We start from the raw sequence: 19,107 nt of genomic DNA on the forward strand, positions 1-19,107 counted from the left end.
AAAGACGTTTTTGCGAGGAGCAAAACTTGAGTTGAAGTATAGGAAAAAAGGTTTTTGCGACGGTAAAATAATTGGTATAGGGTAGTTTTAGAATGTAGAAATAATGTTACTAGTTTCTGTTGTTTCAGGTAAAAAAGTACTATCCCATACAAACTTTGTTGTCATGATTAGTTTGAATTGATAACCAGCAGCTTCATTTTTGCATTTGTTTTTGAACTTGAACTTAAATAATTAATTCCCCTTTTAGGGGCTAGGGGGCTTATGGATTCATTAACACAAATAGTTTTAGGCGCGGCGGTAGGCGAGGCTGTTTTGGGAAGGAAAGTCGGTAATAAGGCCATGGTCTATGGCGCTATTGCGGGTACCATCCCTGATTTGGATATCATTGCCAGGTATTTTACCGATACGGTGACGGCAACGGAAATTCACCGTGGGTTTAGCCATTCCGTCTTTTTTGCGATACTGATGTCACCGGTGTTCGGTTGGTTGGTGTGGAAAATTCATCATAGCGCAAAGGCCACGTGGCGCGATTGGTCCTGGCTTTTCTTTTGGGGACTTTTTACGCATCCTATCTTGGATGCCTTTACTACCTGGGGCACACAGTTGTTTTGGCCTTTTGATCTGCGGTTGGCATTTCAAAATATATTCGTCATAGACCCTTTGTACACGCTTCCTTTTTTATTTTTCTTGATTTTAGCGGCATTTCAAAGGAGAACACTGGCAAAGCGGAGTAGGTTCAATCGCTTGGGGCTCACCATTAGTACATCGTATTTGGCATTGACCTTGGTATTGAAAGCGGTGGCCTATCGTGCTTTTACCAACAGTTTGGATGCACAAGGAATCGTCTATACCGACATCAACATACGACCATCCCCTATGAATACGATTTTATGGACGGCAAATATTGACACTAAGGACGCCTATCTGATAGGGAATTATTCCTTTTTTGATAGTCAAGAGATCAGTTTTCGATCCTACCCTAAAAATCATTCGTATTTAGGGGAGTTAAGGGAAGAGGATAAAATTAAACGGCTCATAAATATTGCCGAGGGCTGGTACACCATCACCAAGAAGGAGGATGAACTGTATTTTAACGATCTCCGTTTTGGATTAATAAGCCTGGACCCGACCGAGGAAGAATGGGCCTTTAGTTATCTCTTGCAGAAAAAGGACGGGAATGTAACGGTGACCGAAAAACCAAAGTTCAGAAGAGATGCCCAACGGCTGTTGTCCCTCTTGTGGGACAGAATTTGGGGGAATTAGTTTAGGCTATCTTCATTTGTGTCTATCGAAACCAATTCATACACCAATTGACTCATCTATACTTTATTACCTTTCGTCTACGGTACTTTATAGCTTTATCGAATCTTGTCCATTTTACCATGGTTAACAGGGTAACTTTGCTTAAAAATCAAAGCAAGATGATGACTAATAAACTCAAAAAAACCAAAAGGCACTTAGGATATTTACAAACAAGTGGTTCTAAAAAAGTATATCAGATATGTGATGTAAGCATCACCTCAAAAGAAATAATACTAAGCACACTTACCCCAATAGCACCGTGAGGGTAGTTGCATGATGTAAAGATAGTTCCCCCGAATCTATTGTAAAGGCCGGTATTCGTATCGGCTTTTTTAGTTTGCCAATAACCCAATAACCCAATAACCCAATAACCCAATAACCCAATAACCCAATAGCCCAATAACACAGTAACCCTATAACCTAATAACCCAATAACTTATTCTAATCCCTTTACTTGAATGTCATGGAATGTATCTGCCTGTAGGCGTAACAGTTCGGCAGCCTTTTTCTTTTTGTACCCGTAGAGCTCTTCCTCGCCCTTTAAATCTTCATAGATTTGCTGGTTCATCTCCCTATCGGTTGTTGTAATAAGCGCTCGTTGCGCCATTTTTTGAGCGACCCAAGAGGCCAAAATGCTTTCTGCTTCTTCCAATTTAATGTCATATTCCCCTTTTGGAGCCAAAAGCTTGGCAATAATGGGCGAGGTTTCAATGGCCAGGAACAGCAGAAAAATGAAGAAGGAAGGTAGCCACGGCAGAGCATCCAAAGCGGTGATGCGTGCCATGAGTCCGTCATAACCATCTATAATAGGTTGGGAGGTATCCACGACCCGGGCATATTCCGCATCTAAAGTTGCAATTTGTGTCTCTAGGTCAGCTATTTTCTCCTTGTTGGCCAATTTTAAAGCTTGCAGCTCTGCCAATGCCGCATCGTGTTTTTCTCGTTTTTCTGCGTACACCGGACCTTTTCCAAGGAGTTTAGTGCCAGCCGTTCCTTCCGCCTCGGAAATGTAGGTGTCATATAGCGCGTTGGTTTCCGTTTCCTTGGTATCTACCTCATCTTTTAGCGCACTTATTTTTTCATTTAGCGCATCAACTTTTGGTGTGTATTGTAAGGCCAATTGTTCTTTATTGGCAAGGGTGAGCTCATTTTTTTGTTCTAATAATACTTGGTTGATTTCCTTTTCAAATATTTTCATTTCCAGCGGTTTGGAAATGACTATGGCAATGATAATGGCTAACACTATACGCGGTGCCGCCTGTAGGAGTTCGTTTTTAAAACTGTCCCTCTTTTTAATGGTAGAGACGATAAAACGATCCAGGTTAAAGATAAGAAGGCCCCAAATAACACCAAAGAAAACAGCGGTATATACGTTGTCGAAAACCGTAAAAAGCGCATAACTACTGGCAATAAAGGCCATAACGGCGGTAAAGAATACCGTTGCACCAATACCGGCATATTTGTTCCGTTCCCCTTTGGAACAGGTTGCTAAGAGCTCGGAATCCGCTCCCGAACAGAGAATAAAAAAGCGTTGTAACATGGTAATTCGTTTTTTGATTGATGCTGAACTTGTTTCAGTATTAATGCCTATTAAGTCCAGTATTGATGATTGACTTACCTGTTAGAACGCTATTTCTAGGATATTGTTACACTTGAACTCGTAAAATGATGTTTTTTGCGAGTTGCATTGGTTCAGGATTACCTGTCCTTGCTAGAAGGCGGCATATCTTGAAATCACCTGTTGTTTTAAGTTGCCGAAACAATTTATTTCCTTGGGCTTATATTTTATTAGGAATCCTTCGGTGCCCGAACGGGGCCTTCGAAAGACATTCATTCTATTTCAATAGGTGAAGCAGATATTTTTACCACAGGTCGTTTTCCTTTGCTTGCCCTGCTGTCTATATTCAAATCTTTATTGTTTTTAAGAAGTTTTATGGCTTTATCGGAACTAATTTCTTTGCCTTCATACAGAAATTGCGCATCTTTTTTGGCCATGGCAATGACATGGTCTAAGGGAGATATCGGTTTTGGTGGTAAGGGTGGCGGTGGACTATCGCTAAGCTTTCTTTTTACAACTTTTGGCGCGCTTGGCGGTGGTGGAATAGTTCCTTTACTTTCCGATTTATAAATACGTACCTCAGGTTGTTTGTTTTTATAAGGCAGGGTTTCGATCTTGATGTCTTTTTTGTTTTTAATGAGTTCCAAGCCTTTTTTTGATGAAATTTTTTCCCCTTCAAAATAGAATTGGGCATTTTTTAGGTCATCACTGGCTAAATGGTCTACAAGTCCTGAAGGAGTTTTAGGACTACTTCGACTGTTGCGGATGTATACATGTGTATTTTCTGGAAAAACTACTTTTTTACCTTTGGTATTTATTCTGATTCCCGTGTTTACGACATCATACGGATCTTGCTCTTCAATGATTTTTTGAATCGTATGTGCAGCTTCCTCTCTTTCGCTTAAACCGTTTGGTGCCTTTGGTGCAGGTGGCGGTTCCGGAAAATCCGGAAAAGGTTCGGCGTTGGACTTTTGCTCGTCAGACATTTTTGAGAATAAGTATTCTAGTCGCGCTACGTCTTTTTTATAGATTTTCATCTTGTTACGTGGCATGCGGTTATAGTGCTTGGCCAGTTTGTTGTATTCCGCTACTTGTTCAGGAGTGGCTAGTGGCCCCGTTATTTTTATTTCCATTTCCGGACCTACTATGTTTATCGTTGCCACGCCATATTCCATGAATGCGGCATCTATCCGGTCTATTACTTTTTGTGGCGTTCCTAAAGGGGCAAACACCACGGCACGTACCATTTGTTGTCTTTCTTGTTTGGTAAGATGTGGGTTGATTTTGGACAGGGATTGCTGCAAGTCCTCCACTGGTATCTTATCATTTTGTAGAAATAATTGTCCGTTTTCATCAATATTCAGGATTAGTTCTTTAATAGTTGTCTTATCTTGAAATGTGTTTGTTGTGAGTATAGCTTCCTTAAGTGTTGAATTAAAGCTTGATTTCATCTCTTTTAATGGCACAGCATTCATTGATATCTTCCATCCTGACGGGAGACTAATTGTATCAATTTTGGTTGGGTTGGTTTCTTGTTCTTGATAAATCAATTTGGCTTCTTCTAGGGTTTTACCATGATACCGGCTGCTATTAGATTTTTTATAAATATTTAGTGCTTTTAAGGTGTTTATGTTTGAAATAGACAGACTGTAAATATTTGACTTTAATAATTCGTTTGTAATTCTTGAAACAAGTTCTTGTTGGTTGTCTGTTTCAGTTAAAATAGATGCGTTTACGTATTTGGTATTTTGTTCTTTCGTAAGGTTAGGATTTAGTTCATTTATACTTAGTTGAATATTTTCTACGGATATTACCTTTTCGTTCAAGGTTAGAGTGCCGTTGGCTGTTATTAAAAAATTAAGATCGGTGATCGTGGTACTACTATTTTGGAACGATCGATTAATTTGGGGTGGGTTTTCGGTGGAAGTTTTGGTTATTTTCTTGGTTGTGCTAAAGCCAAACAGCAGTAGGGTTCCGAGAGGTAGTAGTAACAGACTTCGCAGTAAGATTGCAGGTTTTGATGTTCGTGTTTTCATGATGTTAAATCGTTTTTTGATTGATGAATAGGATGAGTAATTGATGGGATTCACTAAAGGTGATGGATGTTGGTTTTCGCTATCCTTTGAAAGGAAGGAAAGCAAGGTATTTTGATAGGCGACTGTTGAAATATTTTTGTGAAGCACCGCTTCGTCGGCTAAAAACTCATGGTTGAGCTTTATCGCTTTTTTGATGAGGAAGATAAAAGGGTTTATCCAGAATATGACTTGTAAAAACTCAACAAATAAAATGTCGTAACTGTGTTTCTGAAATGCATGCGCTTCCTCGTGAACCAATACTTCCTCTGGGATTTCATTTGCTTCGAACTTTTGCCTATTTAGGAAAATATAGCTCAGAAAGGTATGCGGAGGCAATGGATCTTTTAAGAGTACATAGATAAATCGATTCCACTTTTGCCTTGGATTATTACGGATTCGTCCAAGAATTTGATAAAGGTTTTTTAGGAACTTTACCCCAAAGAACAGTACTCCTATAAAATAAACACTCCATAGTATAGGTGCTACATCTATAATAGTATGTTCCGATACAGTATGTACGCCCACAGGGCTAGCTGTTCTTTGGGATGTGGTATAGTCCTCCGCTGGGATATTGGAGACCGGTGTTACTTCTACATACTCGGTAAATACGACTATTGGGATGATCAAAGCGGCGGCTAAAGATGCCAAAAGGTACACGCGTTTAAAGGTGTGCATATTTTCATTTTCCAAGCATACTTTGTAGAAGACGTATAGAATGGCTAAACAGGCCGTAAATTTTAGCAGGTAGATACCCATGATTATTTCTTTTGAATTTCGTTGTCGATCAGTTTTTTCAATTCCTCCAGTTCGGTTTTGCTCAGGTTCGTTTCTTGGGTAAAGAAAGAGGCAAACTGACCAGGGCTGTCGTTAAAAAAGTTTTTTATGAGTCCGTTTACATGCTTTGCGAAATAGTCCTTCTTTTTTACCAAGGGATAGTACTCCCTACTTCTTCCGGCTGTTTTATACCCTACGAAACCTTTGTCCGCCATACGTTTAAGTAGCGTAGCCACGGTGGTTGTGGCGGGCTTTGGTTCCGGGTGCGCCTCTAGCAGATCCTTCATAAAGCCTTTTTTTAGCTTCCAGATAATATTCATTAATTCCTCCTCGGATTTTGATAGCTGCATCATGTACGTTCGATTATTTGTTCTACAAACATAGAGCAATATTTTTAATTCTACAAATGTAGAGTAGTTTTTGTTTCGGATTTACATGGTCATTTAGTCTGATCAGTGTTATTAAAGAGTTGGTTACTATGAACTTTGAATTATGATTTTAGCGTTAGGGATAGCCCCGAGACTTCGGGGGAAAGCCCGCATTCGCCTCTTTTGGCGAAGCGTACTTTTAATGGATAGCCCGACCCCTTTTTCGGGGTAAGGCCCAAGGATTATAAAGTCTTTTGAAAAGGCTAAGTTTGCAGAACATTAAATAAAAAGACATGGATGTAGCGGAACAGTTACGGGATAGAAGTGGCGGAATTTGTGAATTATGTGCGGCAAGTACAGATTTAGAGGTATATGAGGTGCCTCCAAAATCTACCGGAGGTGTGGATGGGAGTGTTTTAATCTGCGAAACATGTAGATCACAAATAGAGGATACGGAACCCATGGATGCCAACCACTGGCGTTGTTTGAACGATAGTATGTGGAGTGAGCACGATGCAGTAAAAGCCGTGGTGTGGAGATTGTTATCGCGGTTAAAGGGAGAAGGATGGCCAAAGGATTTATTGGACATGATGTATTTGGACGACGGTACCTTGGAGTGGGCAAAAGCCACGGGAGAGGGATTGTTGGAAAGCGAAAAAATCATCCATAGGGACGTAAACGGTGTTATCTTACAAAATGGGGATTCCGTTGTTTTGATCAAGGACCTAAAAATAAAAGGTTCTAGCCAGGTGGCAAAGCAAGGTACGGCGGTGCGCAGAATTTCCGTGGATCGGGAGAATGCGGAATATATTGAAGGTAAAGTAGGTCCTACGCAAACGGTGATTATCACCAAATACGTGAAGAAGATATAAAGTTGGTGCTATGGTAATACCGGTTAAAAAGCAATAATTACTTGGTTTAAAAGCGTATGCTAAGGGGTAAGACTTCAAAAATGATTGGTGTAAATTGTAGGATAATAAATAACCTGAGCTGTCTATTTAATTGAATAATAGGTACTTGATGTGTTTTCGATAAACGGATACAATAAAGCGTTAGCTCTGCAAGTTATAAGTAAGAATAAACTTACAAAATATAAGTGTTGATTAGCCTTGTATTTTAACGGCTGGTAAAAAAAGTAAAACGCCGTTTTGTAACTTTAATTGGTAAGAGCATGAAAATATTAACCATAGACGATCAGCTTTTAGTCACGTTTTCCGTTCAGCGTATATTAACGAACCGCGGTTACGAGGTACAAACCGCTTCCGATGGTTTGGAAGGGGTAAAAGTATTTGAACAATTTCAGCCAGATTTGGTTATTGTAGATTACCAAATGCCCAAAATGAACGGGGTGGAGGTAGTGGAGTATATAAGGGTAAAACGAAAATCCAAGGTTCCCGTTTTGATCATGTCCGGTAGTACGGATATTACCATAAAGGAAAAGGGGTTTGAACTGGGTATTGCCGATTATTTGGCCAAACCGGTAGATTTGAACAAGCTGGTTACCGTAGTTTCCAGTCTTTTTGAGCGTGCACGGATTGCAATTTAATAGGCACCGCCAAAGGGTGTAATGCCTTAAGCTGGTTTGTTAGCGTCGCATACTTCTTGGGGTCAACCTAGTGGTATCCCATTTGTTTTTTGGTTTCCCGTTGTTTGTTATCCAGCAAAAACGATTGACCTATCCTTTGTTCATTTCCGTAAAATACTGATAAAAATACGGAATGGTCTCTATCCCTTTTAGGTAGTTCCATACCCCAAAATGTTCGTTTGGCGAGTGAATGGCATCACTGTCCAAACCAAAGCCCATTAAAATGGTCTTGCTGCCCAATTCCTGCTCAAAAAGCGATACAATGGGAATACTACCGCCACTACGTTGTGGAATCGGTTTTTTTCCAAAAGTGGTCTCAAAAGCTTTTGACGCCGCTTTATAGCCAATAGTGTCTATTGGGGTTACATAGCCCTGACCACCATGGTGCGGAGTTACCCTTACGGTTACACCTTTCGGGGCGATGCTTTCAAAATGTGTCTTAAAAAGTTCGGTAATTTCTTCCCAATCTTGGTTGGGTACCAGTCGCATGGAAATTTTGGCGTAGGCCTTACTTGCGATGACCGTTTTTGCCCCTTCGCCGGTATAGCCGCCCCATATACCGTTTACATCCAATGTAGGGCGTATGGAATTGCGTTCATTGGTAGAATAGCCCTTTTCGCCGTAAACCGCTTCAATATCCAAGGCTTTTTGATAGGCGGCTAGGGAGAAAGGCGCCTTGGCCATTTCGGCCCGTTCTTCAGTGGAGAGTTCTTCCACTTTATCATAAAAACCGGGAACGGTGATGTGGTTGTCCTCGTCATGTAAGGAGGCTATCATTTTCGTTAAAATGTTGATGGGATTGGCCACGGCCCCGCCATATAGTCCGGAGTGCAGGTCCCTGTTCGGTCCTGTAACTTCAACTTCAACATAGCTCAGTCCCCTTAAACCTGTGGTAATGCTCGGTACATCGTTGGCGATCATTCCCGTATCGGAAATCAAGATGATATCGTTGGCCAGTTTTTCTTTATTTTCGGCTACATAGATAGCTAGGTTGTTACTGCCCACCTCTTCTTCGCCCTCGACCATAAATTTCACGTTGCACGGCAGCTGGTGGGTATTGACCATGAGTTCCATGGCTTTTACGTGCATGTACATCTGGCCTTTGTCGTCACAGGCGCCCCTGGCGAAAATAGCACCTTCCGGATGCAGTTCCGTTTTTTGTATGACCGGTTCAAACGGGGGCGAGTTCCACAGGTCTAGTGGATCGGGCGGTTGTACGTCGTAGTGTCCGTAGACCAAAACCGTAGGAAGTTTTGTGTTAATGATCTTTTCTCCATAAACTATGGGGTAGCCTGCCGTTTCGTGAATCTCTACGAGGTCGCAACCTGCTGTTTCCAAAGCTGTTTTTACCGCCTTGGCCGTGTTGAGCACGTCTTTTGAAAAAGCGGGATCGGCACTTATGGAAGGTATTTTTAAAAGTGCTATAAGTTCGTTTAGGAAACGTTGTTTGTGTTGGGCAATGTAATCGGGTATATTTTGCATTAATGTAGCTTCTGAATAAGCCTTAAAAGTACAAAAACAAAGAAAATTAAAGCCGTAAAATTTAGAGAATTCAATTTTTACTTTATATTTGCATCCCGTTTTAGAACGGATATGCAGGCGTGGTGGAATTGGTAGACACGCTAGACTTAGGATCTAGTGCCGCAAGGTGTGAGAGTTCGAGTCTCTCCGCCTGTACAGACGAAAAGCTTCTCTTAAACGAGAGGCTTTTTTTTTGAGACTATGTTCAACATTTCCGTGTTGCGGAGGGACGAGTAGCTTGTCCGCCTTTTTTTGGAGGAAGTCTCTCCGCCTGTACAGACGAAAAGCTTCTCTTAAACGAGAGGCTTTTTTTTTGAGACTATGTTCAACATTTCCATGTTGCGGAGGGACGAGAAGCTTGTCCGTTATTTTTTGGAGGAAGTCTCTCCGCCTGTACAGACTAAAAGCTTCTCTTAAACGAGAGGCTTTTTTTTGCGACTATTTTCAACATTTCCATGTTGCGGAGGGACGAGAAGCTTGTCCGCCATTTTTTGGAGGAAGTCTCTCCGCCTGTACAGACGAAAAGCTTCTCTTAAACGAGAGGCTTTTTTTTTGCGACTATTTTCAACATTTCCATGTTGCGGAGGGACGAGAAGCTTGTCCGTTATTTTAATGGTAGCTCTCTACAACCTTGTACATAACTATTTTTTAGAACTTCAAAGCCTTGGCATTTGTTCTACCGCTATGGTAAATGGTAATGTTTATCTATTTGCCACAAGTTAGAATAGGGTAAAACTTGGTAAGTTATGTGCTGTTGGTTAAACCTATCCAACCCACCGTTTTGGATTAATGATGTAGCGTGTTAAACAGCATTTTAAACGTAGCAAATGTCTGACCACGCCATTGCGGACTAAAACCGAAGAGGACAACGGTGCCCTTTCCCTGTTTTACCTCCAAAGCGGCAGCGTTGCCACGTAAATGATCTTCTCCCATGAGATAGCCTGATCTAAGAATAGTTCCTGTTTCCGGATAGCTCACGAGAACATTGCCTTCAAAACCTTCTTTGGTCTTAAAAACCGGACTGTTGTTAAAATAGATGTCCGCTTCTTTGGAAACACCGCTCATCATAGCGTTATCTTGATTTATTTCCGCTCTGAACAATGATCCACTACCAAAGAACTCACTACGTTCCTTGCCTTTTACCACATCTTCTACCGGAAGGTTTAAATGTTTAATCGCAAATTCCACACTGGCATTCAGGAACACCAATTTTCCACCGTCCGATAAAAAGGTTTTTAATGTATTAAGGCCTTCTTGTTCAATTCCTCCGGCATATTTGTCAAGCGTTACATCCTTGGAGTTGCCGTGCAAGATAAAACTGTCTGCGTCCTCGCCGGCACCTCTGGCAGGTCCAATAGAGGGAAAGATTACGACATCGTATTTTTTTATGGTTTTACCATCTTTAATATCCGTATTGTAAAGTAGGTCCACCTCGTATTCATGGTCTTCCAAAAGCCACTGCGTCCAACCCACATCATAATAATTACCGTGCCAAGGTTGGTATAGCCCTATTTTGAGTCGATTTAACTTTTTACCGTTTTTTATATTCGTCCATTTACCGGATATGTTCAACTCCTTTGCCCAAGCCATCAGGGTGTTTTTGTTGATGCCCGAAACAACATAGGTTCCCTTGGAACGTGAATTATAACCGGTCTGATCATATATTACTTTTCCCCTGTTCTTTAGCGCGCGATTCATAAGGATATAGGAGTTGTTCACAGTTGGATCCAGTGCTAAGGAAGATCCTGAACCCTCCATGGCTCTGGCAGGATAAACGATACCGGCAGCGACAGGATTGGCGGTTAATTTTGCCTTTTTGTTCTCGTCCCACGTTGTTGGCTCGCCTTTTACGGCTTCCAAGGCTTTTAGTACCTCGTCCGCTAGGGGCTTCGCTACCGGTTGCACGGCAACGCCCATAGAATAGGGGAGTGTCCAGCCCGCTACATCGTAAGGGAGTTTAAGTTCATCGCCCCGCATAATATGCGGATAGTTCTGGATTCCAAGAACTTCGGGGACAAGATTTCCAAATTCTTGATTCGTAGGAATTACCCATGTTCCTTTCGGATAAGAAGTGCCTGCTATGGCCATTTCCTTGGTAAGTTGATGAATTTTTACACCGTTAAAAGCCAATCTGCGCAGCATGGTTATGGCATTGTTCGGGTCTTCTTGATCTTGTGGTATTATATAGGCTGTTGGTGATGATTCAGGATAGTTCTCAATGGTTTCCGTACCTGATTTATAGCGGTTGTAGAGAATGTCTTCCCGGTTGTGCTTTGCATATTTTAATACGCCGTAATTTACGGTCACCATATATGCTACCTGATCGCTTAAATTCCACTGTCCACCTTTCCATGGGCTTACCAATAGGTTTTGAGCACGGAACGACCCTAATTTTTCCAGCACTTTTTCCTGTGGAACGTTATACGGTTCTGCCCATTGGTTTTGACCCCCGTCTACCTCTGTCCAATAGGCTATGGAATTGTGGTACATATTTATATAATCGTTATAACCGGTATAGTAAGCGTCGTACATCTCCCCTATATGTGTTGCCCCTCTAAGTCCCCTAGTTTCCAATTCTTGCGCCATTTGCATCCCTAAGGTATTCATCTGCCTCAAAATTCGGGGAGGCGTATGCACCCCAACAGGAGTAGCAAATGGGGGGAGCCACATTCTGTGAAAATCAGTTCGCTCGGAGCCGTGCCCCTGCTGATGGTGCACATGCAGGATCTCCGGTTCCCAATTACGCCATGTATGCGCCAAAACCCGCGATTCTTGCATATTCAGCATATAGCCGTCCCTATTATTATCATGCCCTACATATTTTTGATACACTTTGTTCAGGGGCGCAGTGGGGTGATCCGTGTCCTTGATCTCTTTGTACCAGTCCACCACAATGTTCTGACCATCCGGGTTCAAGGTTGGCCATAAGACCAAAACAGTTTTGTCAAAATAGCTATTGAACTCATCCTGATCCATACGCAACAGTTCGTAGGCAAATTGGTTAGTATGCTGTGAACCCGCTATTTCGGCGGCATGCAGACCTCCATTGATATCTACGATTACAGGCTGGTCTTTTATTATTGTCTGCAAGTCTTTTTCGCTCAGCCCTTCAGGATGGGCTATTCGCATGGTATTTTCCCTAATTGCGTCTAAATTTTTTAAATTCTCGGGAGTGGAAATAACACTAATATGCCAAGGTCGTCCTTCACTGGTATGCCCCACGTGCATCATTTCCATACGGTCACTTGCTGCGGTCAACTTTTTAAAATAATCAATGGATTGTTCATAATTGATCAAGTGATAGGTAGCGCCAACCTCATGACCAAAAACGGATTCCGGAGTAGGAATGACCTGCGCTTGCAGATGGGTTCCTAGTAAAAAGCAGAACAATAGTAATATAGGACAAATGCTTCCTGGTCGTACGAACTTCTTGTTTTTCTTGCTTGCCATAGTATTTCGTTTTTAATTGGAGGTTGTTAGGTGTGTTTTAAACCAAGTGTTTCCAAACCCGAAAACTCGGTGTTCCTATCTTGGATTCTTAGCTGTTGTTAATGGTTTCTAAAGTACATGAAAACCCAATAGATATAACATCTAAGCCAGTGTATTTACTATTGGTGATTTCTAGTCCTCTCAAATATAGCGAGTTAGTTCAATGGTTGTTCATACTAAATATGTAAAGAGTTGATAATTATAGGTTATCGATAGGTCTTGTATTTTCTTGTGTCGGTCGGGCTAATGGATTTTGATTTGATTAATTCCTATTTAGCTCCCAAACGGCAAAAAACTATTTGTAGAAGTTCTGAGTTCCGGACATAATGGGTTCGAAGGCTGATTAAAGGACAAAAAAGTCTTTTATTTTAACTTTATGACTTTTGTCATATTATCCGTTTTAAAACGGTCTTAAATTTGCTCCTATGAAAAGTACGGTAATCCTTTTTGTAGCGGTAACGATGCTCCTAAAGCCCCTGTGGCCCATAGTGGATTACATCGTTAATTACGATTATATCGTAAACGTGCTTTGTGAAAACAAGGATGAGCCGGAACTTAATTGCGACGGTAAGTGCTACCTGACTCAAATGTTGGCCCAGGAAACCGGTCAAAATGATGAAAACCCCTTTAGCGAACGCCAGGCCAAAAGCGAAATACAGCACGTCGTGTTTGTGGAGGCATTACTAAACCATCACTTCTTATCAATAAATTCACTTCAAAGACAAGATAATTTCAACACGGCCCCAAAGTTTGTTATCAGGCTTTGCGGTTCCGATATTGCCCACCCACCAGAGGTAAGCTGATTTATGTATTGTACGGTTTTCTCACCGCGGTAGTATCAATTACCGGTGGCAGTCCGTACCCCGAACATATTTTAAATCAGTTTTAACTCTAATCGAATGAAAACCTTCATATCGGGTACAGGGTGTCTGTTGATGCCCGCCCCAAACAAGTATCGTTGCCGCCTTTTCTTTGTTTTTTGCGCTGTGCTTTTGACGTTCTCGCTAACAGCACAGGAGCAGGAAGTGGTGCTTTTTAAAGATTCAATTTTACCTATCCATTTAAACGAGGTCATCGTAATTTCTTCATATCAGAAGGCGCTAGAGCATGCGGCACACCATAAACCCTTGTCTACGCTGGACGAATATTTGGAGTCTTCCAAAAAAGTAAACATGGTAAAAAGGGGGGCTTACGCATGGGAACCCGTACTTAACGACATGACTACCGAGCGCCTTTCCATAACCATTGACGGGATGCGCATTTTTGGTGCTTGTACGGACCGTATGGATCCTGTAACTTCTTATGTAGATGTTTCCAATGTATCGGATGTACATGTTGCCAGTGGGCAGCAAGGCTCGGAACATGGCAGTACAATTGGTGGTGCACTCGATATGCGTTTGGAGAAAAGCAATTTTAGGCCACTGGGTTGGGTTACCGCTATAGAAACAGGTTTTGAGAGTAATAATAGTGCCCAGATTATTGGTGGGGAGCTCAATTATTCCGGAGAACGTTTTTACGCGGATACCGATATCATTTACCGTAAGGCAGAAAATTACCTTGCGGGTGGGGGTCAAGAAGTGGGTTTTTCCCAGTTTACCAAATACAACCTATCCGTGAATTCCGGTTATAAAATTGCGGACGGACAAAAACTTTTGGCCAGTTTTATTTTTGACGAAGCGGTAGATGTAGGCTATCCTGCCCTACCTATGGATGTTTCCCTGGCACGTGCCTTTATAGGTTCGGTGAGTTGGGTGCAGGATGATTTTATAGGTGGCCTTACCCAATGGGAAACCAAGTTGTACGCAAATTCCATTACCCATATTATGGACGATAGCCAACGCCCGGATGTGCCCATTCGTATGGATATGCCCGGTTGGAGCGACACCTACGGTTATTATACGCAGGCAAGATTACTAAAGGATAACCATTCTTTTTTGTTTAAACTGGACGGATTTTATAACCGCTCCTTGGCGGAGATGACCATGTATCCCAACAATCCCAACGAAAATGCCATGTTTATGCTTACCTGGCCAGATGTACGCACAATAAATACCGGTGTATATGCGGAAGATGTATGGAAATTGAAGGAAAGTACCATAAAGATCTCCACACGTTTGGCAGTACAAGGTTTTAACCTTAGGGACGAGTTTGGGTTCAACAGTCTACGGATTTTCTATCCGGAACTGGCGCAGCAACAAACACGATTTCTAAAGAGTGTGGGCGCCCAGTACCAAAAAAAGACGGATAAAATGGATTTTAGGGGTGGACTATCCTTTGGCGACCGCGCGCCATCGGTTTCGGAAGGCTTCGGGTTTTACCTCTTCAATAGTTTTGATAACCATGATTACATTGGGGATCCCAACTTAAGGAACGAGCAGGCGCTGGAAGCGAACGCCAAGATAGCAATTCCGGTGCAGCAGTTGAAACTAGGGCTAGAAGGCAATTTCTTCCATACCCGCAATTTTATCATCGGAGAGATAGACCCTAGCTTAAGCACAATGACCATAGGTGCGGACGGCGTAAAAATCTACAACAACTTGGCGTATGCCAACCTTTACAATGTTTCTTTGGACGGGGAGTACGATATTACGCCACAGTTACAACTTAGTGGCTTGGTCTCCTATCACCGGGGTACGGACCAAGACGGTCGCAACCTGCCGTTTATAAGTCCGCTTGCCTATAGCGCAACCTTGCAGTATACCCAGCAGCGGTTTACGGGGGCTTTTAATATGAGAGCGGCTTCGGATCAGGTGAACTTTAACCCGGAGTTTGGAGAGGATCGCACGGACGCCTATATGGTATTTTCCTTATCCCTAGGAAAAACATTTACCTGGAACAACGATAACATCTTTGTAAAGGCAGGGGTAGAAAACATTTTTGATGAATTCTATTCTACCTATACGGATTGGAACAATATCCCAAGAATGGGTAGGAACGTCTTTGCGACGGTTTCTTATGCCATCAATTGAGCTAAAAATACATCACAGAAAACAGTCAAATTAAATCTAATACTACATACAAAATTCCCGCTTTTGCCAAGAATGAATTACCTACAAGGGTGGGAAAATAAATTAAATTATCAATTATGAAAACAATAAAACTCCTATTCGCAATCGCTTTTTTAGCCATGGTTTTTACCTCATGTACCGATGAAAATGACGACCCGATTACGATCACCGAAAACCCATTGGAGGAATTTAATCTGCTAACCTCCATAGATGCCAATAATCATATAATAGAAGTGTATTCAGAACAAAATCAATATACTATCGGTTATAACGAACTGTTTTACCGCATTAAGGATCAGGGTACTGCAAGTTATGTGTCCAATGCCGAAATTAAACTTACCCCTGTTATGCACATGGTTTCCATGATGCACTCCTGTCCAAAATCGGCCATTGTGAAAACCGAGGATGCATCGGTGTACAAAGGGTACAGTATTTTTCAAATGCCCGGAAATGCAGATGAGTATTGGGAATTCAATTTTGAGTATACCATAAATGGGCAAACCTATGAGGCCTCCGAGCGGGTTGCGGTAGATGCCCCTACAGATGGTAAAAAGCGGGTTTCCAGTTTTATGGGCGCCGATGACAAACGGTATATCATAGCGATGATGCCCATAGAACCCGAGGTAAAGGTCAATGATTTTTCTGCCATGGTCTTTACGATGAAGAATATGATGCAATTTCCGCTTGTGGAGAACTACACTATATTAATAGACCCCAGAATGCCCGGTATGGGCAACCATAGCTCTCCCAATAACGAACATCTGAACTTTGATGCCGCAACGGGAATGTACACGGGAAAACTCTCCCTGACCATGACCGGCTATTGGAAAATAAACCTAAAACTGATGAGCGCGGCAGATGAAGTTTTAAAAGGAGAGGACGTTACGGATGAAAATGAGGGCAGCAGTCTTTATTTTGAGCTAGAGTTCTAATACCATTTCCCTATTTAAAATCATCTGATAAATTGTTTCTTTTTTAGGCCCTACTTCAAAATAGAACTGGTATAAAAGCAATTTTTTAATTCTATAGAAAGGCCGCCCTCTTTAAGGGTGGCCTTTTAAATGTTTGAATGTTAGTTTTTTTCAGGGAAATGGGTGTTGTGTACGCCGTAAACGTTTTTGCGTTACCTATGTTCTATAAAAATTAAAGAACAGCTGCTAGCCATGCTCTGGGCAGTTTTCACAGGCACAATCGTACCCATTACAACTGCAATTGCCGTCTTGGTGAACGGAGCAGGTTGTGCCGGCGGTGTCGGACACGGGTTTCAGGTCCATGTTGCACACGGTACAACTTCCTGTGTGCGTATATGTTTTGCCGTCTTCGCAATCCATGGGGCACCGGTACTGGTTTGCCGCCAGTGTTTGGGTCTTGGTTTCCTCGGTCTTTTCTTTGGTCTTGTCCTTGCAAGCGCTGAGACCCAACAAAAAGGTGCATGCTACTAGGAGTATGGAGGCTTTAAGTTTCATAGGATATGATATTTGATGTAAAAGTAAAGAAACCAAGTATTCTAAAGCCGATATATCTAGGTTGTGTTTGCAGATTTTTTAACTGCTGACGTAACATCAAGAAACCGGGAAACGATTTCAAAGATGTAAAAAGCTCTTTCCTTCTTTAATGTCGGCCACGAGATCTTGTACGGTATTTTTTTTTAAGTTTTTTACAAAACTGGTCTTAGTGTCGCCCACAAAATGATGGATGGGGCAAGGGTTATCGGCGTCACATTTGTGCAGACCCAGCATACAGGAGGTAAGCCTATTGTCGCCATCGATTAGGGTAACGATTTCCAATAGCGATACGTTTCGGTTTTCATCGGTAAGAAAAAAACCGCCATTTGGACCCCTAACAGAGGAGATAAGATTGTGTCTGGTAAGTTCCTGCATCAATTTTGAAAGGTATGCCTGCGGAATTTCGGTCGACTTACTAATTTCTTTTGCCAATAATTTTTTTTCGTTCGATGAGTGTACGGCCAGATATAACACCGCATTTAGGGCGTATTTGGAGGAATTTGAAAGCATGGAAAAACAATTTTTTTACGAATATAAAGATTAAAAGACTTTTTTGTCCTTTATATGATTTTTATCATGTTTTTTGTTTTAAGTCCTGTCTATTTTTGAACTGTATTTAAAAAACGATGCCTTAAATACATCAATTTTTAAAATCAATATTAAAAAAAACAAATAATCAATTTTAAGGGTGCAGTAAGAACAATAAAAAACGAAACAGATGAATACAAAGGTTTTAATTTCAGGAATATTATTTTCCTTTTTGCTGATAGCATGTGGAGGAAAAGAAGAAAAAAAGAAGGATGGGTTTAGCGTGGACCGTCAAAAAACAAAGGAAAAGGTAGAGACCCCGCCCGCAGTCAGTGATATACCTCCCTCCCAACAAATTACCCTGGATGAAAAAGGTGTAGGCCAAATAAAGGAAATTACCTTGGATCCCGTAATCGATCAAGAGATGGCGGCAGCGGGTGCCGAACTTTTTAAGAGCAATTGTACGGCCTGTCATAAGTTGGACAAGCGTTTTATTGGGCCTTCCCCTGTAGGTATTATGAAAAGAAGAAGTCCGGAGTGGATCATGAACATGATTTTAGACCCTCAGTTGATGACCTCGGAAGATAGATGTGCGAAAGATCTTTTGATAGAGTTTAATGGTGCAGCAATGGCCAACCAAAATCTAACGGTAGACGAGGTGCGGTCTATATTGGAATACTATAGAACCTTATAAAAAGATAGGAAGAGATAGTAAATTAGATAGTATTTTACTTTTTCTGATATAACTCTTTCTTTTTAATGCTATTAACGTAAACTATATATTATGAAAACAACCAATTTAAAATTTTTAGTAGGATCGTTCTTAATGCTGCTGTTCATTTGCAGTTGTAAAGGCGAGACCAAAACCGACACTACAAGTGAGCCTGCGGCAACAGAAGCTGTGGACGCTCAAAATAAAGGTCAGGCCTTTATTGAAGACGATGGATCAAGACCCAATGTGTTACAAATCGCTATTGGCTCACCTGACCACACCACCTTGGTGGCTGCGGTACAGGCTGCAGGACTTGAGAATTCCTTGGTAAATGCAGGTCCTTTGATGGTATTTGCGCCTACCAATGCCGCTTTTGATGCCTTACCGGCCGGTACGGTTGAGAATTTGTTGAAACCTGAGAACAAGGATGCCTTGGCACATATACTAAAGCACCATGTAACCGCTGGTAATTATACCATGGACCTGATGAAGAAAATAAAGAAACTGGGACAGGCAAGTGACCTGAGTACCACAGTGGAAGTAAAAGGAGAGGATATCTATGTGGGCGGTGCCAAAATAATAGGCAGTGTAGATGCCGGCAATGGTACTGTCTATGTGGTAGATAAAGTAATCTTGCCTCCTTCGGAATAAATTAAACCAATAGAAATATATAAATATACAC

General features: G+C 41.6%; 15 protein-coding genes and 1 tRNA gene. 9 read left to right on the forward strand and 7 right to left on the reverse strand.

The features are described from left to right. Nucleotides 1-261: 261 nt before the first annotated feature. On the forward strand, nt 262-1,263 hold the full coding sequence (locus tag ACFQZJ_RS02830) for a metal-dependent hydrolase (RefSeq protein ID WP_379932147.1): 1,002 nt from the start codon (nt 262-264) through the stop codon (nt 1,261-1,263). Between the two features lie 475 nt (nt 1,264-1,738). Here ACFQZJ_RS02830 and ACFQZJ_RS02835 read toward each other — a convergent pair whose 3' ends face one another. The 3 genes from ACFQZJ_RS02835 to ACFQZJ_RS02845 form a co-directional block, all read right to left on the reverse strand. Beyond that, on the reverse strand, nt 1,739-2,842 hold the full coding sequence (locus ACFQZJ_RS02835; protein ID WP_379932149.1) for a DUF4407 domain-containing protein: 1,104 nt from the start codon (nt 2,840-2,842) through the stop codon (nt 1,739-1,741). Between the two features lie 290 nt (nt 2,843-3,132). Next, entirely contained in the window at nt 3,133-5,691 is a 2,559-nt protein-coding gene (locus tag ACFQZJ_RS02840) for a M56 family metallopeptidase (RefSeq protein WP_379932150.1), read from the reverse strand. A gap of 2 nt (nt 5,692-5,693) precedes the next feature. Then, on the reverse strand, nt 5,694-6,059 hold the full coding sequence (locus ACFQZJ_RS02845) for a BlaI/MecI/CopY family transcriptional regulator (RefSeq protein WP_379933113.1): 366 nt from the start codon (nt 6,057-6,059) through the stop codon (nt 5,694-5,696). Between the two features lie 311 nt (nt 6,060-6,370). Between ACFQZJ_RS02845 and ACFQZJ_RS02850 the strand changes: the two genes are divergently transcribed. Then, entirely contained in the window at nt 6,371-6,949 is a 579-nt protein-coding gene (locus ACFQZJ_RS02850; protein WP_379932152.1) for a PhnA domain-containing protein, read from the forward strand. A gap of 299 nt (nt 6,950-7,248) precedes the next feature. Next, nucleotides 7,249-7,623, forward strand: coding sequence for a response regulator (locus tag ACFQZJ_RS02855; protein WP_379932153.1), 375 nt, complete (start codon nt 7,249-7,251; stop codon nt 7,621-7,623). Nucleotides 7,624-7,752: 129 nt separating this feature from the next. Here ACFQZJ_RS02855 and ACFQZJ_RS02860 read toward each other — a convergent pair whose 3' ends face one another. Further along, complete coding sequence (locus tag ACFQZJ_RS02860; protein WP_379932154.1) at nt 7,753-9,144, reverse strand: dipeptidase; 1,392 nt, start codon at nt 9,142-9,144, stop codon at nt 7,753-7,755. Between the two features lie 113 nt (nt 9,145-9,257). Between ACFQZJ_RS02860 and ACFQZJ_RS02865 the strand changes: the two genes are divergently transcribed. Next, nucleotides 9,258-9,339 (forward strand) — tRNA-Leu (locus ACFQZJ_RS02865). A 630-nt stretch (nt 9,340-9,969) separates the two neighbouring features. Here ACFQZJ_RS02865 and ACFQZJ_RS02870 read toward each other — a convergent pair. After that, nucleotides 9,970-12,633 (reverse strand): M14 family zinc carboxypeptidase, encoded by a 2,664-nt coding sequence (locus ACFQZJ_RS02870; RefSeq protein ID WP_379932155.1) that lies wholly within the window; start codon nt 12,631-12,633, stop codon nt 9,970-9,972. A 464-nt stretch (nt 12,634-13,097) separates the two neighbouring features. On the opposite strand from ACFQZJ_RS02870, the gene ACFQZJ_RS02875 reads away from it, so the two are divergent. The 3 genes from ACFQZJ_RS02875 (at nt 13,098) to ACFQZJ_RS02885 (ending at nt 16,612) form a co-directional block, all read left to right on the forward strand. Next, entirely contained in the window at nt 13,098-13,475 is a 378-nt protein-coding gene (locus ACFQZJ_RS02875) for a hypothetical protein (RefSeq protein ID WP_379932157.1), read from the forward strand. A 96-nt stretch (nt 13,476-13,571) separates the two neighbouring features. Further along, on the forward strand, nt 13,572-15,641 hold the full coding sequence (locus ACFQZJ_RS02880; protein WP_379932159.1) for a TonB-dependent receptor: 2,070 nt from the start codon (nt 13,572-13,574) through the stop codon (nt 15,639-15,641). Between the two features lie 116 nt (nt 15,642-15,757). After that, entirely contained in the window at nt 15,758-16,612 is an 855-nt protein-coding gene (locus tag ACFQZJ_RS02885; protein ID WP_379932160.1) for a hypothetical protein, read from the forward strand. Between the two features lie 225 nt (nt 16,613-16,837). On the opposite strand, the gene ACFQZJ_RS02890 is transcribed toward ACFQZJ_RS02885, so the two are convergent. Beyond that, nucleotides 16,838-17,146: a heavy metal-binding domain-containing protein gene (locus tag ACFQZJ_RS02890; RefSeq protein WP_379932162.1), complete on the reverse strand. Its 309-nt coding sequence runs from the start codon at nt 17,144-17,146 to the stop codon at nt 16,838-16,840. A 117-nt stretch (nt 17,147-17,263) separates the two neighbouring features. After that, nucleotides 17,264-17,695, reverse strand: coding sequence for an RrF2 family transcriptional regulator (locus ACFQZJ_RS02895; RefSeq protein WP_379932163.1), 432 nt, complete (start codon nt 17,693-17,695; stop codon nt 17,264-17,266). A gap of 208 nt (nt 17,696-17,903) precedes the next feature. Between ACFQZJ_RS02895 and ACFQZJ_RS02900 the strand changes: the two genes are divergently transcribed. Beyond that, nucleotides 17,904-18,407, forward strand: a complete 504-nt coding sequence (locus ACFQZJ_RS02900) for a c-type cytochrome (RefSeq protein ID WP_379932164.1) — start codon at nt 17,904-17,906, stop codon at nt 18,405-18,407. Between the two features lie 90 nt (nt 18,408-18,497). Continuing rightward, nucleotides 18,498-19,076, forward strand: coding sequence for a fasciclin domain-containing protein (locus ACFQZJ_RS02905; protein WP_379932165.1), 579 nt, complete (start codon nt 18,498-18,500; stop codon nt 19,074-19,076). The last annotated feature ends 31 nt before the right edge of the window (nt 19,077-19,107 follow it).

The organism is Maribacter chungangensis (genome assembly GCF_042676845.1).
GTDB classification, from domain to species: domain Bacteria; phylum Bacteroidota; class Bacteroidia; order Flavobacteriales; family Flavobacteriaceae; genus Maribacter; species Maribacter chungangensis.

Bases quoted from the DNA above. Each gene is read 5' to 3' on its own strand.
- ACFQZJ_RS02830 (WP_379932147.1), top strand. From the start codon at position 262: ATGGATTCATTAACACAAATAGTTTTAGGCGCGGCGGTAGGCGAGGCT.
- ACFQZJ_RS02835 (WP_379932149.1), bottom strand. From the start codon at position 2,842: ATGTTACAACGCTTTTTTATTCTCTGTTCGGGAGCGGATTCCGAGCTC.
- ACFQZJ_RS02840 (WP_379932150.1), bottom strand. From the start codon at position 5,691: ATGGGTATCTACCTGCTAAAATTTACGGCCTGTTTAGCCATTCTATAC.
- ACFQZJ_RS02845 (WP_379933113.1), bottom strand. From the start codon at position 6,059: ATGCAGCTATCAAAATCCGAGGAGGAATTAATGAATATTATCTGGAAG.
- ACFQZJ_RS02850 (WP_379932152.1), top strand. From the start codon at position 6,371: ATGGATGTAGCGGAACAGTTACGGGATAGAAGTGGCGGAATTTGTGAA.
- ACFQZJ_RS02855 (WP_379932153.1), top strand. From the start codon at position 7,249: ATGAAAATATTAACCATAGACGATCAGCTTTTAGTCACGTTTTCCGTT.
- ACFQZJ_RS02860 (WP_379932154.1), bottom strand. From the start codon at position 9,144: ATGCAAAATATACCCGATTACATTGCCCAACACAAACAACGTTTCCTA.
- ACFQZJ_RS02870 (WP_379932155.1), bottom strand. From the start codon at position 12,633: ATGGCAAGCAAGAAAAACAAGAAGTTCGTACGACCAGGAAGCATTTGT.
- ACFQZJ_RS02875 (WP_379932157.1), top strand. From the start codon at position 13,098: ATGAAAAGTACGGTAATCCTTTTTGTAGCGGTAACGATGCTCCTAAAG.
- ACFQZJ_RS02880 (WP_379932159.1), top strand. From the start codon at position 13,572: ATGAAAACCTTCATATCGGGTACAGGGTGTCTGTTGATGCCCGCCCCA.
- ACFQZJ_RS02885 (WP_379932160.1), top strand. From the start codon at position 15,758: ATGAAAACAATAAAACTCCTATTCGCAATCGCTTTTTTAGCCATGGTT.
- ACFQZJ_RS02890 (WP_379932162.1), bottom strand. From the start codon at position 17,146: ATGAAACTTAAAGCCTCCATACTCCTAGTAGCATGCACCTTTTTGTTG.
- ACFQZJ_RS02895 (WP_379932163.1), bottom strand. From the start codon at position 17,695: ATGCTTTCAAATTCCTCCAAATACGCCCTAAATGCGGTGTTATATCTG.
- ACFQZJ_RS02900 (WP_379932164.1), top strand. From the start codon at position 17,904: ATGAATACAAAGGTTTTAATTTCAGGAATATTATTTTCCTTTTTGCTG.
- ACFQZJ_RS02905 (WP_379932165.1), top strand. From the start codon at position 18,498: ATGAAAACAACCAATTTAAAATTTTTAGTAGGATCGTTCTTAATGCTG.